The organism is Limnobacter thiooxidans, from assembly GCF_036323495.1.
GTDB classification, from domain to species: Bacteria; Pseudomonadota; Gammaproteobacteria; order Burkholderiales; family Burkholderiaceae_B; genus Limnobacter; species Limnobacter thiooxidans.
Map to the genome: position 1 here is coordinate 2,017,280 of NZ_AP028947.1, position 18,746 is coordinate 2,036,025.

At 52.8% G+C, this 18,746-nt stretch carries 15 protein-coding genes and 1 tRNA gene; 2 read left to right on the plus strand and 14 right to left on the minus strand.

Annotated elements, in window-relative coordinates:
• Positions 1-204: 204 nt before the first annotated feature.
• From lon to RGQ30_RS09285, 5 genes are all read right to left on the minus strand, one after another.
• Positions 205-2,613 (minus strand): endopeptidase La, encoded by a 2,409-nt coding sequence (gene lon / locus RGQ30_RS09265; RefSeq protein ID WP_130556188.1) that lies wholly within the window; start codon positions 2,611-2,613, stop codon positions 205-207.
• Between the two features lie 162 nt (positions 2,614-2,775).
• A complete protein-coding gene (gene clpX, locus RGQ30_RS09270; protein WP_130556187.1) occupies positions 2,776-4,047 on the minus strand; it encodes an ATP-dependent Clp protease ATP-binding subunit ClpX in 1,272 nt (423 codons plus the stop codon).
• A gap of 53 nt (positions 4,048-4,100) precedes the next feature.
• Positions 4,101-4,736: an ATP-dependent Clp endopeptidase proteolytic subunit ClpP gene (clpP, locus tag RGQ30_RS09275; RefSeq protein ID WP_130556186.1), complete on the minus strand. Its 636-nt coding sequence runs from the start codon at positions 4,734-4,736 to the stop codon at positions 4,101-4,103.
• Between the two features lie 33 nt (positions 4,737-4,769).
• The gene (gene tig, locus RGQ30_RS09280; protein ID WP_130556185.1) at positions 4,770-6,086 is read right to left on the minus strand and encodes a trigger factor; all 1,317 of its coding nucleotides are present in this window, start codon (positions 6,084-6,086) and stop codon (positions 4,770-4,772) included.
• Positions 6,087-6,276: 190 nt separating this feature from the next.
• Positions 6,277-6,361: transfer RNA gene (locus tag RGQ30_RS09285), tRNA-Leu, on the minus strand.
• Positions 6,362-6,448: 87 nt separating this feature from the next.
• Between RGQ30_RS09285 and RGQ30_RS09290 the strand changes: the two genes are divergently transcribed.
• Entirely contained in the window at positions 6,449-7,294 is an 846-nt protein-coding gene (locus RGQ30_RS09290) for a squalene/phytoene synthase family protein (protein ID WP_130556184.1), read from the plus strand.
• Here the strand turns inward: RGQ30_RS09290 and RGQ30_RS09295 are convergent, their stop codons facing one another.
• From RGQ30_RS09295 to alr, 4 genes are all read right to left on the minus strand, one after another.
• Positions 7,295-10,369: an efflux RND transporter permease subunit gene (locus RGQ30_RS09295; RefSeq protein ID WP_130556183.1), complete on the minus strand. Its 3,075-nt coding sequence runs from the start codon at positions 10,367-10,369 to the stop codon at positions 7,295-7,297.
• The gene (locus tag RGQ30_RS09300) at positions 10,366-11,466 is read right to left on the minus strand and encodes an efflux RND transporter periplasmic adaptor subunit (RefSeq protein ID WP_130556182.1); all 1,101 of its coding nucleotides are present in this window, start codon (positions 11,464-11,466) and stop codon (positions 10,366-10,368) included. The genes RGQ30_RS09295 and RGQ30_RS09300 overlap by 4 nt, the downstream gene beginning before the upstream one ends.
• Before the next feature lie 74 nt (positions 11,467-11,540).
• Positions 11,541-12,923, minus strand: coding sequence for a DNA repair protein RadA (gene radA, locus RGQ30_RS09305; RefSeq protein WP_130556181.1), 1,383 nt, complete (start codon positions 12,921-12,923; stop codon positions 11,541-11,543).
• 21 nt (positions 12,924-12,944) lie between these two features.
• Positions 12,945-14,051, minus strand: coding sequence for an alanine racemase (gene alr / locus RGQ30_RS09310; protein WP_130556180.1), 1,107 nt, complete (start codon positions 14,049-14,051; stop codon positions 12,945-12,947).
• Positions 14,052-14,208: 157 nt separating this feature from the next.
• On the opposite strand from alr, the gene lplT reads away from it, so the two are divergent.
• On the plus strand, positions 14,209-15,486 hold the full coding sequence (gene lplT / locus RGQ30_RS09315) for a lysophospholipid transporter LplT (RefSeq protein ID WP_130556179.1): 1,278 nt from the start codon (positions 14,209-14,211) through the stop codon (positions 15,484-15,486).
• A 48-nt stretch (positions 15,487-15,534) separates the two neighbouring features.
• Here the strand turns inward: lplT and RGQ30_RS09320 are convergent, their stop codons facing one another.
• Genes RGQ30_RS09320 through ispD form a run of 5 tightly spaced genes read right to left on the minus strand, consistent with a single transcriptional unit; the run spans position 15,535 to position 18,607 of the window.
• Complete coding sequence (locus tag RGQ30_RS09320; protein WP_130556178.1) at positions 15,535-16,236, minus strand: uracil-DNA glycosylase; 702 nt, start codon at positions 16,234-16,236, stop codon at positions 15,535-15,537.
• Positions 16,233-16,694, minus strand: a complete 462-nt coding sequence (rimI, locus tag RGQ30_RS09325; protein ID WP_130556177.1) for a ribosomal protein S18-alanine N-acetyltransferase — start codon at positions 16,692-16,694, stop codon at positions 16,233-16,235. The genes RGQ30_RS09320 and rimI overlap by 4 nt, the downstream gene beginning before the upstream one ends.
• Positions 16,681-17,385, minus strand: a complete 705-nt coding sequence (gene tsaB / locus RGQ30_RS09330; protein ID WP_130556176.1) for a tRNA (adenosine(37)-N6)-threonylcarbamoyltransferase complex dimerization subunit type 1 TsaB — start codon at positions 17,383-17,385, stop codon at positions 16,681-16,683. The genes rimI and tsaB overlap by 14 nt, the downstream gene beginning before the upstream one ends.
• Positions 17,385-17,879 carry a 2-C-methyl-D-erythritol 2,4-cyclodiphosphate synthase gene (gene ispF / locus RGQ30_RS09335; RefSeq protein WP_130556175.1) on the minus strand — a complete coding sequence of 165 codons (495 nt, stop codon included), beginning with the start codon at positions 17,877-17,879 and terminating at the stop codon, positions 17,385-17,387. The genes tsaB and ispF overlap by 1 nt, the downstream gene beginning before the upstream one ends.
• Positions 17,876-18,607, minus strand: coding sequence for a 2-C-methyl-D-erythritol 4-phosphate cytidylyltransferase (gene ispD / locus RGQ30_RS09340; RefSeq protein ID WP_130556174.1), 732 nt, complete (start codon positions 18,605-18,607; stop codon positions 17,876-17,878). The genes ispF and ispD overlap by 4 nt, the downstream gene beginning before the upstream one ends.
• Positions 18,608-18,746 lie beyond the last annotated feature (139 nt).

The window sequence follows — 18,746 nt, forward strand, 5'->3', positions numbered from 1 at the left end:
CCTCAAGGTGACAAATAAAAAGTGCCTTAAACAAAGGCACCACGTTGCTTCCTGTCCTTAATTTAGACATGCCTGAAAGCAGGCTGTCAACACATTTTGCGGGTGGAATGTCCTTATTAATCAAGCCAGTAAATACTATTCACAAGACGTAAAAAAAGTCCCTGCATTTTCATGCAGGGACTTTTCAGGGATTAATTATAAATATCAGTGCTTTACGCTTGGATTTGCAGATGCGTCATCAGTTTTGGCTGCAATCACTTCTGGTGGTTCCGTAATCGCCTCGGGCAGTGATTCAAGAGCATGTTGCAAGACCTGGTCAATCCATTTCACCGGAATAATCTCCAGGCTATTTTTGACGTTAGCTGGGATCTCCGCCAGGTCCTTGACGTTTTCCTCAGGGATCAACACAGTCTTGATTCCACCACGGTGGGCAGCCAGCAGTTTCTCTTTCAAACCACCAATACCCAGTACTTCTCCGCGCAGCGTAATTTCGCCCGTCATGGCCACTTCCGATTTAACCGGAATGTTGGTCAAGGTTGAAACCAGTGCCGTTGTCATTGCAATGCCAGCGGAAGGACCATCCTTCGGCGTGGCACCTTCCGGAACGTGCACGTGAATGTCACGTTTCTCGAAGGCGTCATTGCGAATACCCAAGCGGTTGGCACGGGCACGCACCACCGAACGGGCAGCTTCAACTGACTCTTTCATCACGTCACCCAAAGAACCGGTACGAATCACATTGCCCTTACCTGGCATGGACACAGTTTCAATAGTCAACAACTCGCCACCCACCTCGGTCCACGCCAAGCCGGTAACCTGGCCAACCTGATTTTCTTTCTCGGCCATGCCGAAGTTGAAACGACGAACACCGAGGAATTTATCCAGGTTCTTTGGCGTAACCAACACTTTCTTTTCGTTCTTGCCCAGCACCATTTGACGCACTACCTTGCGGCAGATTTTGGACATTTCACGTTCAAGGCCACGCACACCCGCTTCACGCGTGTAGAAACGGATCACGTCGCGAATGGCAGCTTCAGAAACGGACAATTCCTCATCTTTCACGCCATTGTTCTTGAGCTGTTTGGGCAGCAGATACTTTTGTGTGATGCTGACTTTTTCATCTTCGGTGTAACCACTCAGGCGAATCACTTCCATTCGATCCAACAAGGCGTGGGGAATGTTCAACGAGTTCGCTGTGGCCACGAACATGACATCACTCAAGTCGTATTCCACTTCAACGTAATGATCCACGAATGTGCTGTTTTGTTCCGGATCCAATACCTCGAGCAAGGCCGACGCAGGGTCACCGCGGAAGTCTTGACCCATCTTGTCGATTTCATCAAGCAAGAACAGCGGATTGCGCACAGCCACCTTGGTGATGCTACTCAACACCTTGCCTGGCATGGAACCGATGTAGGTTTTGCGGTGACCACGAATTTCAGCTTCGTCACGTACACCGCCCAGTGCCATGCGTACAAACTTGCGGTTGGTCGCCTTGGCCACGGACTGACCCAATGAGGTTTTACCCACGCCGGGGGGGCCAACCAGGCAAAGAATCGGTGCCTTCAGTTTGTCCACGCGCTGTTGCACTGCGAGGTATTCAACAATGCGTTCCTTGACTTTTTCAAGACCGAAATGGTCTTCGTCCAACACCTTTTCAGCATTGGCCAAATCATTGTTGATTTTTGTTTTCTTCTTCCACGGCAAGCTGACCAACACATCGATGTAGTTGCGGATCACCGTGGCTTCTGCCGACATGGGCGACATCAGCTTCAGCTTTTTCAGTTCGGCCTCAGCTTTTTTCAAAGCTTCCTTGGGCATTTTGGCGGCACGAATTCGCTTTTCAAGCTCTTCCATGTCTGCGCCGTCTTCGCCCTCACCCAATTCTTTCTGAATGGCTTTGACCTGCTCGTTCAAGTAATATTCGCGCTGGCTTTTTTCCATTTGGCGCTTCACACGACCACGGATGCGCTTTTCCACCTGGAGAATGTCAATCTCGGTTTCCAGCTGGGACAACAAGGCCTCAAGACGCTGGGCAATACTGAAGGTTTCCAGAATGGACTGCTTCTGCTCCAATTTCAAAGGCAAATGCGACACGATGGTATCGGCCAGTCGACCAATGTCCTCGATGCTGGCCAGCGACGTCAAAATTTCTGGTGGAATTTTTTTATTCAGTTTCACATAGGAATCGAACTGCGCCATCACGGCACGCTTCATTGCCTCGGTTTCGGGGCTTTGTGAAGGGTCTGGCAACAGGGGCAAGGCGGTGGCCGCAAAGTGCGTACCCTCGTCGGTTACCTGTGTCAAACGGGCGCGCTGAACGCCTTCAACCAACACCTTGACGGTGCCGTCGGGCAGTTTCAGCATTTGAAGCACATTGGCTACGCAGCCAATGTTGTAGATGTCCTTGTCGCTGGGTTCGTCTTTGGTCGCTGACTTTTGGGCAACCAAGAGAATACTTTTGCCTGTTTCCATCGCGATTTCAAGCGCCTTGATGGATTTGGGACGGCCCACGAAAAGAGGAATGACCATGTGCGGGAACACGACTACATCTCGCAGTGGAAGCAATGACAATTCGATGGGTTGTTCCGGAAGCACGTTAGTTGCTGACATATAAATCACCTATTAAATGCATGACCCTACTGTGGGGTTAAAACGCGCTTATTCAAGCTTTATTTCACGACAAATAAACAATACCACTGAAAAGAAAAGGCCCAACTGCAGAGTTGGGCCTTTTTAATCATTTTGCAATCTGTTTTAGTGTGGCTTTATTCGTTACGCCTTGTCTTTACTGCCCACCACTTTGGGTTGGTCTTCGTAAATCAACAAGGGCTGGCCTGCACCGGTGACTGCGTTTTCATCAATGACCACTTTCTTGACATTGGTGTCGCCTGGAAGGTCATACATGATGCCCAGCAAAGCCTGTTCAAGAATGGTTCGCAGACCCCGCGCGCCTGTTTTGCGCTGAATTGCTTTTTTGGCAATGGCACTGAGCGCGGATGGGCGAACTTCCAATTCTGCACCGTCCATCTCCAGCAGTTTTTCGAATTGTTTGACCATGGCATTTTTAGGCTTGGTCAAAATTTCGATCAACGCTGGCTCATCCAGTTCTTCCAGTGTGGCAATGACAGGCAAACGGCCGACCAGCTCAGGAATAATACCGAACTTGATCAAATCTTCCGGTTCAACGTCGGCCAGCAAAGTGCCCACGTTTTCTTCCTGCTTGCTTTTCACCATTGCACCAAAGCCGATGCCTGAGCGCTCGGAACGATTGCGAATGATCTTGTCCAGGCCTTCAAATGCGCCACCCACAATGAACAACACATTGGTGGTGTCAATTTGCACGAAATCCTGATTGGGGTGCTTGCGGCCACCCTGCGGGGGCACGGAGGCCACCGTACCTTCGATCAACTTCAGCAAGGCTTGCTGAACACCCTCGCCCGACACGTCACGCGTGATGGACGGGTTGTCTGACTTGCGGGAAATCTTGTCGATTTCGTCGATGTAAACAATACCGCGCTGCGCCTTTTCAACTTCATAGTTGCAGTTTTGCAGCAGTTTCTGAATGATGTTTTCAACGTCCTCACCCACATAACCTGCTTCAGTCAGTGTGGTTGCATCGGCGATCACAAACGGCACGTTCAACAAACGGGCCAGGGTTTGCGCCAGCAATGTTTTGCCTGAGCCTGTTGGGCCCACCAGCAAAATGTTACTTTTTGTCAGTTCAATGTCGTCCTTCTTGCTCATGTGGCGAAGGCGCTTGTAGTGGTTGTAAACCGCTACAGCCAGCACGCGCTTGGCTTTGTCTTGTCCAATCACATATTGGTCAAGAATGGCACGAATTTCCTGGGGGGTTGGCAGTTTGTCACCACCGCCAGTGGCAGTGGCCTCTGCGGCCTCGTCACGAATAATGTCGTTGCACAACTCAATGCATTCATCGCAGATGAACACAGAGGGCCCTGCGATCAATTTTTTCACCTCATGCTGGCTTTTGCCGCAAAAGGAGCAATAAAGCAGCTTTTCGCTGGAGCCTTTCTTTTCTGACATCATTTTTCCTCTGGAAAGCCCCTTGGGGGGGCAATCAAGCAGTGCAAGTTAGCTTACTTCTTGTCTGCGGGTGCTACACGGTGCTTCAACACATCATCGATCAAACCATAGGCTTTTGCAGCGTCTGCGCCCATGAAGTTGTCTCGATCTGTGTCGCGGGCCACTTCTTCCACTGTCTTGCCAGTGTTTTCCGCAAGGATGCCATTCAGCTTTTCGCGAAGGTACAAAATTTCACGGGCATGAATCTCGATGTCAGAGGCCTGACCCTGAACACCACCCAGCGGCTGGTGAATCATGATGCGGCTGTTGGGCAAGGAAAAGCGCTTGCCCTTGGTGCCAGAAGACAGCAGGAACGCGCCCATGCTGGCAGCCAGACCTGTGCACAATGTAGACACATCAGGCTTGATGAACTGCATGGTGTCATAAATGGCCATACCTGCCGACACCGAGCCACCAGGACTGTTGATGTACAGTGCGATGTCCTTGTCAGGATTCTCACTTTCCAGGAAAAGCATCTGCGCCACGATCACGTTGGCCATCTGGTCATTAATCGGACCAACCAGAAAGATAACGCGCTCTTTGAGCAAGCGTGAGTAAATGTCATAGGCCCGCTCGCCCCGACCACTTTGTTCAATCACCATGGGCACGTACATATTGCCTTGGGTATCCAGCGCACCTGAATTGTTCATGTTGTTAGCCATAGAGCGAGGGTTCCACATCATTTATTTATTTCCCATCAGTTCGTCAAACGACAATTTCTTTTCTGTTACCTTGGATTTGCCCAATGCAAATTCAACCACATTGTCTTCCAGAATAACCGCTTCCACATCCGCCAAACGGGCGCGGTCCTGGAAATACCACTGCATCACTTCGGCAGGGTTCTCGTAACTTTGTGCCTGTTCTTCAATAAAAGCACGCACTTGCTCAGGCTTGGCCTGCAAGTTGTTGTCTTTTACCAAGTCAGACACGATCAGGCCCAAACGAACACGGCGCTCGGCTTGTGCTGTGAAAATGTCTTCCGGCAGCTGGATTTCTTCAACGTTCTGCATGCCACGAGCTTTCAGGTCCTGGCGGGCACGTGAAGCCAATTCAGTTGTTTCTGTCTGGATCAGTGCTTTGGGCACGTCAAATTCAGCAACTTTCAGGAGCGCGTTCATCACGGCTTCCTTGGTTTGCGCCTTGGTGCGGTTGCTGACTTCGCGGCTCAGGTTCACGCGCACGTCATCACGCAGTTTGTCCAGGGAACCATCGGCAATGCCCATGGCCACGGCAAATGCTTCGTTCAGTTCGGGCAACTGTGGGCCTTCAACTTTTTTGATGGTGATGGTGAACTGAGCTGTTTTGCCAGCCACGTCCTTGCCGTGGTAATCAGCCGGGAAAGCCAGATCAAAAGTTTTCTGTTCGCCGGTTTTCAAGCTTTTGGCTGCTGCTTCGAATTCTGGCAGCATTTGGCCCTTGCCGATTACGAATGAGAAGTCTTCAGCGGTACCGCCATCGAAGGGCACATCATCGATTTTTCCAACGAAATCAAGTGTGACTTTGTCTTCTTCTTCTGAACCGCGGTCCACTTCAGCAAAGCTTGCACGCTGCTTGCGAAGAATTTCGATGGTTTTGTCCACTTCAGTGTCAGACACTTCCACCACTGTCTTCTCGATTTCCAGTGTCGCAAAGTCACCAAACTTCACTTCAGGGAACACTTCGAAAATTGCATTGAATTCGAATGCGTCATCCGCGGCGTCTTTGGCGGCTTCAATGCGTGGCTGACCTGCCACACGCAGATCCTGCTTCTGGACTTCTTCGCTGAAAGTGCGACCAATCTCGTCATTCAGCACCTCGGAATGAACCTGGGGGCCGTAGTTCTGTACGACCATTTTCATGGGTACTTTGCCTGGGCGGAAACCTGGCATGCGAGCGGTGCGAGCAACCTTTTTCAGGCGCTTTTCTACTTCAGCATTGATTTTCTCAACTGACAGCTTCAAGGAGATGGTTTTCTCGAGTGAGCTGGCAGGTGTGGCGCTTGAAGTCGTGGTATCAGTCATTTGTAACTCTTGAACTGGTTGCCTTGGCGCGATAGGCCAAAGAAAGGTTAATGGGTGAGAGACCGCTGTCCAGTTGAATGGAATAAAGGTTCTACGATTGCCGATATCTTACACAAGTATGAAGCTGCTTTGGCGGGGGATTGTTAAAACTGGACAGCCCCACAATGGATATTGCCGGGCAAAAGAAGGGTGGTGCGGATGAAAGGACTCGAACCTTCACGTATTGCTACGCCAGAACCTAAATCTGGTGCGTCTACCAATTTCGCCACATCCGCAGGCAGGCGCGAATTATAGCCTGAAATCGGCTTCCAAGCCCTTACAATGTCATTTATTGTACGCACAAACCAATTTTAGAAGGTGTCATGGCAGTCTCTCTGGAAAACCCGCTGGCTTACTGCCGCGAGAAAGTGTGTGGTGAAACCTCTTCCCTGCACTACGCAACCCTGTTTCAGGTCGATGAATTCAAAGCCTACTGGTTAGGTTGCTTTACATTGAATCACGAACTCCGCCAGGCTTGCCTGAAGCAACTGGAAGCCGGATTGACTCAAGTGAAGCTGGGCTGGTGGCGCAACGCACTTGCAGGTGCAGCCACCAACACCAACCCGCACCCGGTGGTCAGTGCAATTTCCAAGCCTGTGATCGCCAAAGTACCCGGGGAACATTGGGCAGAGTTAATCAACAAGGTAGCCAGTGCCTGTGAACCTAAGCGCTACAACAGCATGGCAGACTGGCACAAAGACGTGCGCAGTGAAATGGAGCCCTGGGTGAAACTGATCCAGGTTCGCTTCAGTGACCAGGACACAGACTGTAACGGGCTGTTGACATTCTGGTGTGAAGCGACCCGCCTGTGCCAGGTTCTCAGGCTGGCCAAATACCTGGATCAGGGGTTTCAACCCATGCCTGTCGAGGTGTTGAGCCAACACGGCGTGACCGCGGAGCAGATCAAACGACGCGAGCACGATGACGCCACTACAGCGTTGTTCACACAGGTCACAGACGAATTGGTAAGCCAAGCCAACAATGCCTGGAATAAAGTACCGCTGGATCAAAGGTTGTTTGCAAGGCCCTTGAGGGCTTTGTTCAGAATGCGTGTTGCGGAACTTGAGCAGCACCGGACCAGTGGCTACAAACTTCTGACCGAGCAGAAAATCATCACGCCGTTCAAGAAATTCAGCACTGCGTGGACCACGCAGGTGCTGAGATGGTGATTAGCCGGGTTTTCTGATCTTGTAAGCCGCTGCATACAAGGCGGGCAGGAAAAACAGGGTCAACAGGGTGGCCACAATCAGGCCGCCCATGATGGCAACCGCCATGGGACCCCAGAACTGCGAGCGCATAAGCGGAATCATGGCCAGCACAGCAGCAGCAGCGGTCAGCAAAATGGGTCTAGAACGGCGAATGGTAGACCCGATGATGGCTTCAAACGGGTCTACACCCGCGGCGCGGTCCTGCTCAATCTGGTCCACCAGAATCACAGAATTTCGGATGATCATGCCAAACAGGGCAATCACACCAAGCTGTGCCACGAAACCAAACGGACGCGCGGTGATGATCAAGGCCAGCGCGGCACCAATAATTCCCAACGGGCCTGTGAAGTAAACCAGCAAGGTTCGACCGAAGCTTTTCAGCTGCAACATCAGCAAGGTCAACACGATGAACAGCATCAAGGGCACGTTGGCCATGATCGATTCCTGCGCTTTGCCGGAATCGGCGGCCAAGCCGTCCAGGTGCACGCTGACCCCCAAGGGCAAACCTTCACGAAGCGGGTCAAGCGCCCTGTCCATGGCCAGCGCCACGGTGGTACCTTGAATACCCGACACCACATCCGCTTTCACGGTGATGGCAAATTCTCCACCCTCACGCCAGATGACGCCGGGCTCGAACCCCATGTCAACCCGCCCCACCTGTGACAAAGGCACGTAGGCTCCGCTGGCCGTGGGTACATTCGCGTTCATCAATTTGGCCAAGGTGTCCCGTTCGCTTTCAGGGTTGCGGAACACGATGTCGATCAATCGGTTGTTTTCCCGATACTGCCCAATGGTGGCGCCGGAAAGTATCACCTGCGAAGATTCCGCAATGCTTTGGCTGCTGACCCCCAAGGCGCGTGCCCGGGCCTGGTCCACGGCCACTTTCATGACCTTGATGTTTTCGTTCCAGTTGTCGTGAGTGCCCCTGGTGTATTCGCTGGCAGCCACCGCCTGCTTCACTTTGTCGGCCACCACGCGTACTACGCGGGGATCAGGCCCCTGCACCACAAATTGAACCGGATAGGTCACTGGCGGGCCGTTGGGCAACAGGGTAATTCGCGGACGAATATCTGGGAAGCTGGTTTCAAGGTGGTTTTTGAGCTTGATGCGCAGTGCTTCGCGATCCTCGAATGTTTTCGGAATCACGATCAGTTCGGCCAGGTTGCTTTGAACAAACTTTTGATCCAGAGACAGGTAAAAACGTGGCGCACCATCACCCACAAAGCTGGCATACCCGGACACCTCGGGCTGCTGGCCCAACCACTTTTCCAGCTCGATTGCTTGCCGCTCGGTTTCCTCAAATGCGGTGCCTTCAGGCAACCAGAGATTCACCATGATTTCCAGCCGGTTTGAGTCCGGGAAAAACTGCTGCTCAATGAACTTGAAGGAATAACCCCCGCCCAGGAAGGCGATCACAGTGACAGTGATGGTGATCCAGCGGTGATTGACACACACTTCAATCCACTGGCGAAAACGCTGGTAAAACGGTGTGTCAAACACCTCGGCATGGCCCTCGCCATCCTTGGGCTTTTTCAACAGCCAATAACCAATGTAAGGCACGAAGATAACAGCCACGAACCAGGACAAAATCAAGGCCAGCGCAGTGACTGCGAAAATGGAGTAGGTGTATTCGCCTGCGGCCGACTGGGCCAGCGCAATCGGCAAAAAGCCGGCGGCCGTAATCAGCGTGCCTGTCAGCATGGGAATGGCTGTTGAGTCGTAGGCGAATATGGCAGCATCAAAACGAGAATAGCCCTCTTCCAGCTTGCGAACCATCATTTCAACTGCGATGATTGCGTCATCCACCAAGAGCCCCAAGGCAATGATCAGCGCGCCCAGCGAAATCTTGTGCAGGTTGATGTTGAAAAATGACATGGCCAAAAACGTCAGCGCCAAGACAAGCGGAATGGTCAGCGCAACCACCAGGCCCGGACGCGTGTCCACGCGAAACGGCTTGCTGTGCAAACCCAGGCTGAGAAAACTGACCACCAGCACGATAACGATGGCTTCGATCAACACCTTGACGAACTCACTGACCGATGTGCGGACCGACTCGGGCTGATCTGCCACGCGCTGCAATTCAATACCCACCGGCAACTCGGACAGAATGCGGCGCTCAACCTTTGCAATTTCTTCACCCAAGCGAATGATATCGCCACCATTCACCATGGAAATGCCCAGCCCAATGACCTCTTTTCCATTGAAGCGCATTTTCGAAATGGGGGGGTCTTGGTAGCCCCGGTACACACTGGCGATGTCCTTGAGCAAGAGGGTGTTGTTGCCGGCCCTAATCGGGGTGTTGGCAATGTCTTCGATCGACTCGAACTGACCCTGTACCCTCGACCAGACTTTCTGGTTTTCCAGACTTAATACACCTTGGGATGCAACTGCATTTTGGCTGTTGATCTGATTGAATACTTCTTGCGCTGAAATTCCCAGTTTGGCGATTCTGGTGTGCGACACGTCGATAAAAACTTTTTCAGGCTGCACGCCGAACAACTGCACCTTGGCGACATCAGGCACTTTCAGCATTTCCTGACGCACTTGAAGTACAAAGTCTTTCAACTCTGCGTATTTGAATCCGTCCGCAGAAAATGCCAGCAGTACACCAAACGTGTCACCAAACTCGTCATTGAAAAACGGACCCGCCACACCCCTTGGCAAGGTGTAGGCCATGTCGCCGATTCGCTTGCGCGTGGTGTACCAAATGTCAGAGACCTGCTGGGGCGGAGCCGTGTCGTCGACCTGCAGAAAGATGACGGTTTCGCCCGGCTTGGAATAGGAGCGGATTTTATAGGCGTAAGGGATTTCCTGAATCACCTTCTCGATAGGATCGGCAACCTGCTGCCCCATTTGCATGGCGGTAGCGCCCGGCCAGTAGGCGCGAACAACCATGCCACGAAACACGAAGGGGGGATCTTCCTCTTGTCCCAGCGAGAAAAATGCAGCAACGCCAGCAAAAATGAACACAGCCAACAGGTAGCGAACCAAAGGCTGGTTCTCAAGCGCCCAACGAGAAAGATTGATTTTTTTCATTGCGACAAATCGCCTGTTTCAACGAAACGGCGCACTTTCTGTCCTTCGTTGAGCACGTGGGTGCCCGCTGTTACTATCAACTCCCCGTTGTTCAACCCATCCTTGACCAGAAAACTACTTTCTGACACGTCGTAGGGTTTGACAATACGTTTGGAAACAATACCCTTTGCTTCGTCAAAAACCCAGACGAAGGCACCGGAATGCTCGGCCACCAAGGATGAAATCGGTAGTTTGAAAACATTGGCTTCGGCTGCTTTCCGGAAAACAACGGTGGCGCTCATGCCAAACCGGGACACCTTTTTGGGATCTGACACATCAAGCAACACTGCGAAAGTTCGTGTCACGGGGTCGGCCAACGGAGACACTTCACGCACGCGGGCAGACAGCACTTCCGCACCTGACCACAACTGAACTTGCGCGCCCTGCCCCACCTGAATGTCCGCTACGCGTCTTTCAGGTACTGCCATGCTGACCTGTACCTCATTCTCGTTGGCCCACTGCACCACAGGCTGACCTGCGGCCAACACCTGTCCGGCCTCGGCGTATACCTTGGACACCACGCCATCATTGGGGGCACGCAGGTCGCCATACTGCTTTTGATTGGACTGTGAGCCCAGTTGTGCACGCGCCTGTGTCAAGCGGCTGGCTGCAGCATCTTGGGCCAGTTGTTTTCTATCAAGCTCAGCCTGGCTGATGAAGTTTTTCTGCTTCAACGTTTTGGCGCGCTCCAGGTCGGTCTTCAGCTGAACATATTCCATGTTTGCCGCGTCAAACAGGGCTTGAGCCGCTTGCAGGGCAAGGCTCAAATCCTGGGGGTCGAGTTTTGCAAGTACCTGGTCTTTTTTGACACGGTCGCCCACATCCACCAGTCTGTTGATCAATTTTCCGCCCACCTGAAAACTCAGACTCGCTTGCAACCGTGGCTCAATCTGCCCAGGAAAACTTTCTTCGGAGGTGTTGCCGCTGGATTGCAGCTCTACAACCCGAACAGGCCGAATCACTTCGCTGGTATCAATTTCCGGGCGCGAGCATGCCGACATCAAGAGCGACACAAACGAGAGCCCGACGATGGGCAATAACAGACGGCTTTTTGACATGAGTCGCTTTAAGGAGTGAATTTTTAGTAATCCGCGCAATTGTCGATGCAAACAAATGCCAAGTCAAAAATGATTCAAAAACAATCCAGCTTGTCTCTCAGTGCGGCAAGCGCTTTCTCAACCCGATCCACACCGATGACTTCAATGCCGTCGATGGGCTGCTTGGGTGCATTGCTGGCCGGAACGATGGCATGGGTAAAACCCAACTTGGCCGCTTCCCTCAAACGTTCCTGCCCGCGGGGTGCAGGACGCAACTCACCTGACAAGCCAATTTCACCAAAAACCACCAGCTCTTTGGGCAAACGCTTGTTCCGCAGGGAGGACACCATGGCCAACACAATCGCCAAGTCAGCCGCAGGTTCCGAAATTCGAACCCCGCCCACCGCATTGATGAAAATGTCCTGGTCAAAGAACTGCAAACCCGCATGCCGATGCATCACGGCCAGCAACATGGCCAGGCGGTTTTGTTCAAGCCCCACTGACAAACGCCGGGGTGCAGGCGAATGGGACGCGTCGACCAGGGCCTGAATTTCGACCAACAAAGGTCGTGCCCCTTCCTGCGTACACATGACACAGGAGCCCGCAACCCATTCAGCCTGTTGAGACAAAAACAAGGCGGACGGATTGTTGACCCCTTTCAAACCCCGGTCTGTCATGGCAAAGACACCCAGTTCATTTACGGCGCCAAAACGGTTCTTGAATGCTCGAACCAGGCGGAAAGACGACTGCGAGTCGCCCTCAAAATACAAGACGGTGTCCACAATGTGTTCGAGAACACGGGGGCCAGCCAAAGTACCTTCTTTGGTGACATGGCCGACCAGAATGGTGGTGATTCCCAAGGCTTTGGCCAGGCGGGTCAACTGGCTTGCACACTCGCGAACCTGACTGACGGAACCTGGGGCTGCGCTTAATTCACTGGTGTAAAGGGTCTGGATCGAATCGATCACCAGGACCTGGGGTTTCAGTATTTCAAGCTGAGCAACGATCTGCTCCAGTTGTATTTCCGTTAACACACTGAGGTTGGCGTGCTCCAGACCCAATCGTTGCGCGCGCAATGCAATTTGACCTGCAGACTCTTCACCGCTGACATACAGGGCCGAGGTGGTTTTGGCCAAGGTGACCATGGACTGCAGCAGCAAGGTTGATTTACCAATACCAGGATCGCCACCCAGCAACACCACCATGCCGGGTACCATGCCCCCACCCAACACGCGATCAAACTCCGGCACACCGCTACTGAATCGCGGGTGGTCCTGAGCCTGAATATCAGCAAGCTTGATGACGGTGTTGCTTTGCGCGGCAAGTGCAGCAAACCGGCTGGGCTTAGGTGGTGCAGTGGCCGTTACAGCCGATTCAACCAGTGTGTTCCAGCTGTTGCAATCGGTACATTGCCCCTGCCATTTGGGGAATACGGAACCACACTCGGTGCATTGATATTGACTTTTACTTTTGGCCAAAACGGCTTTTTCCTCTATAAATCAGGGCTGTACTACAGTGTGAAACGGCACGCGTGGGGCAATTGCACACAACAGTTCATAGCCAATGGTGCCACAGTGGTCAGCCACCAAATCAACTGGAACATTATCGCCCCACAACTCGACGGTGCTGCCCACTTTCGCTTCTGGAATATTGCTGAGATCAATGGTCATCATGTCCATGGAAACCCGGCCAGCCACCGATGCAATGCGCCCTTCTATCCACACGGGTGTTCCATCCGGCGCATGCCTTGGATAACCATCTGCATAACCACAGGCCACAACACCAATTCGACCATCTTCAGTGGCCTGCCAACGGGAACCGTAGCCGACCCGTTCGCCTTTTTTCACTGACTGAATTGCAATGATCTCGCTGCTCAGGGTCATGGCCGGCTTCAAACCGTAGCTGGCGGCTGTGTGGGGGCCCGGCGAGGCGCCATAAATGGCAATACCGGGCCGAACGATGTCGCCAGCCAGTTCAGGGAAATTCAATATACCGGCCGAATTTGCCAGGCTGCTTTGCCAGTGTGCTGGCTTTAACTGTGTCAGTTGCTGGTGCTGCGCTTCGGCCAGTGGCCTGCGATCGCGCGGCTCGGCTTCGTCTGCATTCGCAAAATGAGTCATTAGAACCGGTGAAGACCAGGCATTTCTTGTGGCGAACTGATCCAGCCAGGCAATGGCGGCTGCCCCATCGGTGGGCTGAAAACCCAGCCGGTTCATGCCCGTGTTCAATTTCAAGTAAATCCTGGGTTTGTAGCCAAGGGGTTTGCTTGCCAGCTTTTCAAGGTCGTGCAACTGGTCGATGTTGTGAACGACCCAGTCGCATTGCAATTCAATGGCCCGGTTCAAATCGGCGTCATCAAAGCAGCCTTCCAGCAAAACGATCGGCTTTGTCCAACCAGAGGCCCGCAGCATCGCTGCGCCTTCTATCTCCAGAATCGCCAAAGCATCTGCATTTTGAAAACCGGGGAAAACCCGCCCCAACCCATGCCCGTAGGCGTTTGCCTTCACCACAGGCATGACAGCCACACCCTTCAGCAACTGCTTGATTTTAATGATATTGGCTGAAATTGCAGCGGGATCGACCACTGCTCGAATGGGTCTCGGCATCGGAATGGGAGCTGATTTAAAGGTTGGCTGGAACTTTGTAAAAAGGAGATCGCGTAATACGCTTTCGGTCTGGATATGATATAACGCCACAACACCGTTGAACGAGCAGCGAAACGGCGAAGTCGCACTTAATGGACTTTGCACAATTCACAGTTGAATGAAACCCGGCTTTTACACCATCATGGCGGCGCAGTTTTTCTCGTCGCTCGCAGACAACGCACTCTTGATTGCGGCCATTGCATTGCTATTTCAGATCCAGTCGCCCGACTGGATGACACCCCTGTTGAAACTGTTTTTTGTGGTGTCCTACGTGCTGCTTGCGCCGTTTGTAGGCGGATTTGCCGATACCTTGCCCAAGGGCAAGGTGATGATGATTACCAACTTCATCAAGGTCATCGGTTGTTTGATGATGTTCTTTGGCATTCACCCACTGATCTCCTACGCAGTAGTGGGCTTGGGTGCAGCGGCTTACTCGCCAGCAAAGTACGGCATTCTCACTGAGCTTCTCCCGCATGACAGGCTTGTTGAAGCCAACGGCTGGATTGAAGGCCTCACCGTTACCTCCATTATTCTGGGTACTGTGCTGGGGGGCGTTCTGATTGCGCCGGGTACCAGTGAGTACCTGCTGCAACTCCACATTCCCGGTGTGACCGAAAACATGGACACGCCTGCAGAAGCAGCGATATTCGTGATCACAGCGGGCTACCTCATTGCCGCCATATTCAACTTCAAAATTCCAGACACGGGTGCGCGTTACGAACCCCAGATGAGCCACCCGGCGATCATGACCCGCAAATTTTACGGCTGCGTCAAGCAACTTTGGAATGACAAGCTGGGACAGATTTCACTGGCGGTCACCACGCTGTTTTGGGGTGCTGGTGCAACCCTTCAGTTCATCGTACTGAAATGGGCCGAAGTTGCTTTGGGCTTGCCTTTGGACAAGGGTGCAATTTTGCAGGGTGTGTGTGCTTTCGGTGTGGCCGCAGGTGCAGTGGCTGCTGCAAAAATGATTCCGTTGAAAAAATCCATGCTGGTTTTGCCAATGGGCATTTTGATGGGCCTGGTGTGCATGACCATGGTGATGGTCAACAACCAGGGCATGGCTTATCTGCTCATTACGCTGATCGGAGCTTTGAGTGGCTTCTTTGTGGTGCCAATGAATGCGTTGCTGCAACACCGAGGCCATGTGTTAATGAGCGCGGGTCGTTCAATTGCCATTCAGAATTTCAACGAGAACATTTCCGTGCTGACCATGTTGAGCATTTATGCCTTGCTGATCAGCTTCGATGTGCATGTCAACACGGTGATCCTGATGTTCGGCGGCTTCGTGATGTGCACCATGTCCCTCGTTATTCTGTGGCACCGCCGCAATCAGCGCTTGTACAACGTGGAAGCTCGCATTGGCGAAGACCGGCCTGTGGGCCTACCCCACTGAATAACGCGACCGCTTTGCCTGGTGCGTCAGTGACACATCAGTAACCCATCAAGCACTGCCCTGAGTAAAATCCTGTTGCTTGAGCAGCAACAGGTCATCCCACACTTTGGCCTTTTCTTCGGGTCGCCTGAGCAGATAGGCTGGGTGATAGGTCACCACTGCGGGAATGTCGCGCCCCTGAACAGTGACATGATGTAACTGCCCCCGCAACTCCCCAACTGATTTTTTACTTCCCAACAGGGTTTGAATTGCAAACCGGCCGACCAGCAACAACACTTTGGGCTGGCTCACTGCAATCTGCTGGAAAACAAAAGGGGAACATTTCTCTATTTCAGCCACTTCGGGGTTTCTGTTTCCGGGAGGTCGACACTTCAACACATTCGCAATGTACACATCGCTGGCTCGGTTTGCGCCCACGGCTGTCAGCATACGGTCCAGCAACTGCCCTGCTCGCCCGACAAAGGGTAGACCAGACGCATCTTCTTCCGCACCGGGCGCTTCACCCACCACCATCAAGGGCGCATAGGGTACACCATCGGAAAACACAGTTTGGGTTCGGGTTTCACACAGGCCACAGGCCCTGCACGCAGCTACGGTAGAACGCAATTGATCCAGGCTGGGCAAATCGCTGCTTGCAGCCTGCGGCACAACGGCTTCACCCGCCTTTGTGTTAGCTAGGTTTTTCAGTTCCCAAACCGGCCCCAATCCCATGGCATGGAACAATTCAGCCTTGCTGTTTGACTTGGTCACTCCTGTACTCCTGCAAATCGTTTGAACATGACCAAAGCGTCCTCGCGCCCAAGGTGCGATGGGTAATAATTCTTGCGCGCACCAATCAACTTGAATCCTTCCTTGTCATACAGCGTTTTTGCTGTGGTGTTGCTGGGTCGGACTTCAAGCAACATGCCCGTGGCCCCGATCATCCTGGCCTGGGTCATACCCCACTGCAGCAAGTGCTTGCCGTGCCCCAAACCCTGAAGATCCAGACGTATCGACAAATTCAGCAAGTGAAACTCATCGACCACATGCATCATGACAATGTAGCCAGCCAGTTGATCATCCAGCCACATGCAATTCATGTGATATCCCGCACGCAGGGAGTCCAGAAAATTCTTCGCCGACCAGGGAAACTCATAGATCTGGTTTTCCACCAGAATGACTGCTGGCACATCGGCCTCGGTCATGGGTCGAATGCTAAACAACGCCATGCTTCGCTGCCATTCTTTCAGAAGTGGTTTGTGCCACTTTGTCACGAACATATTGGGGCTGACAATCAAATGGTTCGCTGACACGCCCTGCTTCCAATTCCTGCCAGGCCAGCAAAGCCAGTTGAACGGCCGACACGTCACCTACCTGCACAACCCGATTGTGCGCTGCCAGCAAATTGGCAGTAAAAGAATCTGCAATCACATGGCCTTCGCGAACGGTGTGCAGTTCACTGACCCCCAGCAAACAAGGTTGTTGGATCCACACAGTACCTTGATGAGGGCGAGAAAGGGTAGCCATGTAAACCTCATTCAAGCGCGCATCCATCAACACCGTGACCGGGGATTCGGTATCCATTTTGGAAAGCATGCACTCAAAACTGCTCAAGGGCACCGTGGGTACATTCCACGCAGTCGCCAGGCCTTGTGCCACACCGCAGGCAGTACGCAAGCTGGTAAACCCACCAGGGCCCACATCCACTGCAATTGCCGCACATTGTTCCGGTTCAAGATTGGCCGCATTCAAGTGTTGCCTCATGGTGGGCAGCAACAAGGCAGACTGACTTTTGTAATCCACTATCTCAAAACTGAATGCGATTGGCGGAGCCAGTGCATTCAGAACAGGTTTCGTGACGCAAGCCACCTTGGCCACACCTGAACTGGTGCTGATCGACAGAATGAATTGAGGCGCCATTATTTGTCCCTGAGCATCAGGACAACTGCCTGGGCCTCAATCGCTTCCTTGCGCCCCAGATAACCCAACTTCTCATTGGTTTTCGCCTTGATGTTCACTGAATCGACAGGCAGCCCGCAAAGTTGGGCAACCCTCTGGTGCATAACCGCCATGTGCGGTGCCAACTTGGGGCTTTGACAAATCAGGGTCGAATCCAGATTCATCAGCTTGAATCCCTTAAGGGTTGCTTTTTCAATCACTTGTTGAAGCAGAACCCCGCTGTCTGCGTCTTCAAACTGCGGGTCGGTGTCCGAGAAATGTGTGCCAATGTCACCCATGGAACAGGCGCCCAATATCGCGTCCGTAATAGCGTGCAACAAGGCATCTGCATCGGAATGGCCCAACAAGCCCAATTCCGAGGGAATGTGCACACCACCCAGAATCAGTTTCCGACCTTCCACCAAACGGTGCACGTCGTAACCCTGGCCAACGCGCAGGCGACTTAACTCGCTCATTGAGAGCACTCCCCGTTCAAATCCAGCAATTTGGCCACCACGCGCAAGTCGTCAGCCACGGTAATTTTCATGTTCTCCACATGGCCCGGTACGATCAATGGGCCGATCCCCATGGTTTCAATCGCGCTGGCGTCGTCGGTCAATTGAACACCCTTGAACAGACATTCTGAAATTGCAAGGCTCAGGGCTTGGGCGCGAAACATTTGGGGAGTTTGCGCAGTCCACAACTGGCTGCGCGGCACTGTGTGCTGGGCAACCACCTCACCCTCCTCCGCAACGTTTCCTTTCTTCAGGGTATCAACGACAGGCATGGCCAAAAGTCCACCCGCCACATGTTCACTGGCTTGATCAATCAAAGTCGCAAGAGCCACACTGTTCAAACCAGGGCGCGCTGCGTCATGCACCAGGATCCAGTCGGTTTCATTCACAATGAAATTGTTCAGCAAATGATTCAGTGCATTTAAAACCGTATTGGCACGCTCCTCACCAGCCACAGGAAGACACGTCACCTTGGAGTTGCCTTCAAACAAGGCTGCACCGCGCATGTCACCTTGCGCGAGCACCACGAACACCTTTTCTAGACGGGGATCGGCCAGCAAGGCTTGAACACTGCGCTCGAGCACAGTGGTGGCCCCCAAAAGGGCATATTGTTTGGGAAAATCGCTACCAAAACGGCGCCCTGCACCGCCTGCCGGCACCAAACCAAAGTACTTGGCAGTTCTTGCCATGAAAGCCTGTTCCTATGCGGGCACTTGCCGCCTTATAATGTGGGCCGTGGTTCAGCGAGTGGCGCTAACCTTCCGAACCTTTTTAACCCGAACCCGAACTTTTAGCCCTCTGGAAAACCAGCGTGGTTGCAGTAGCTGA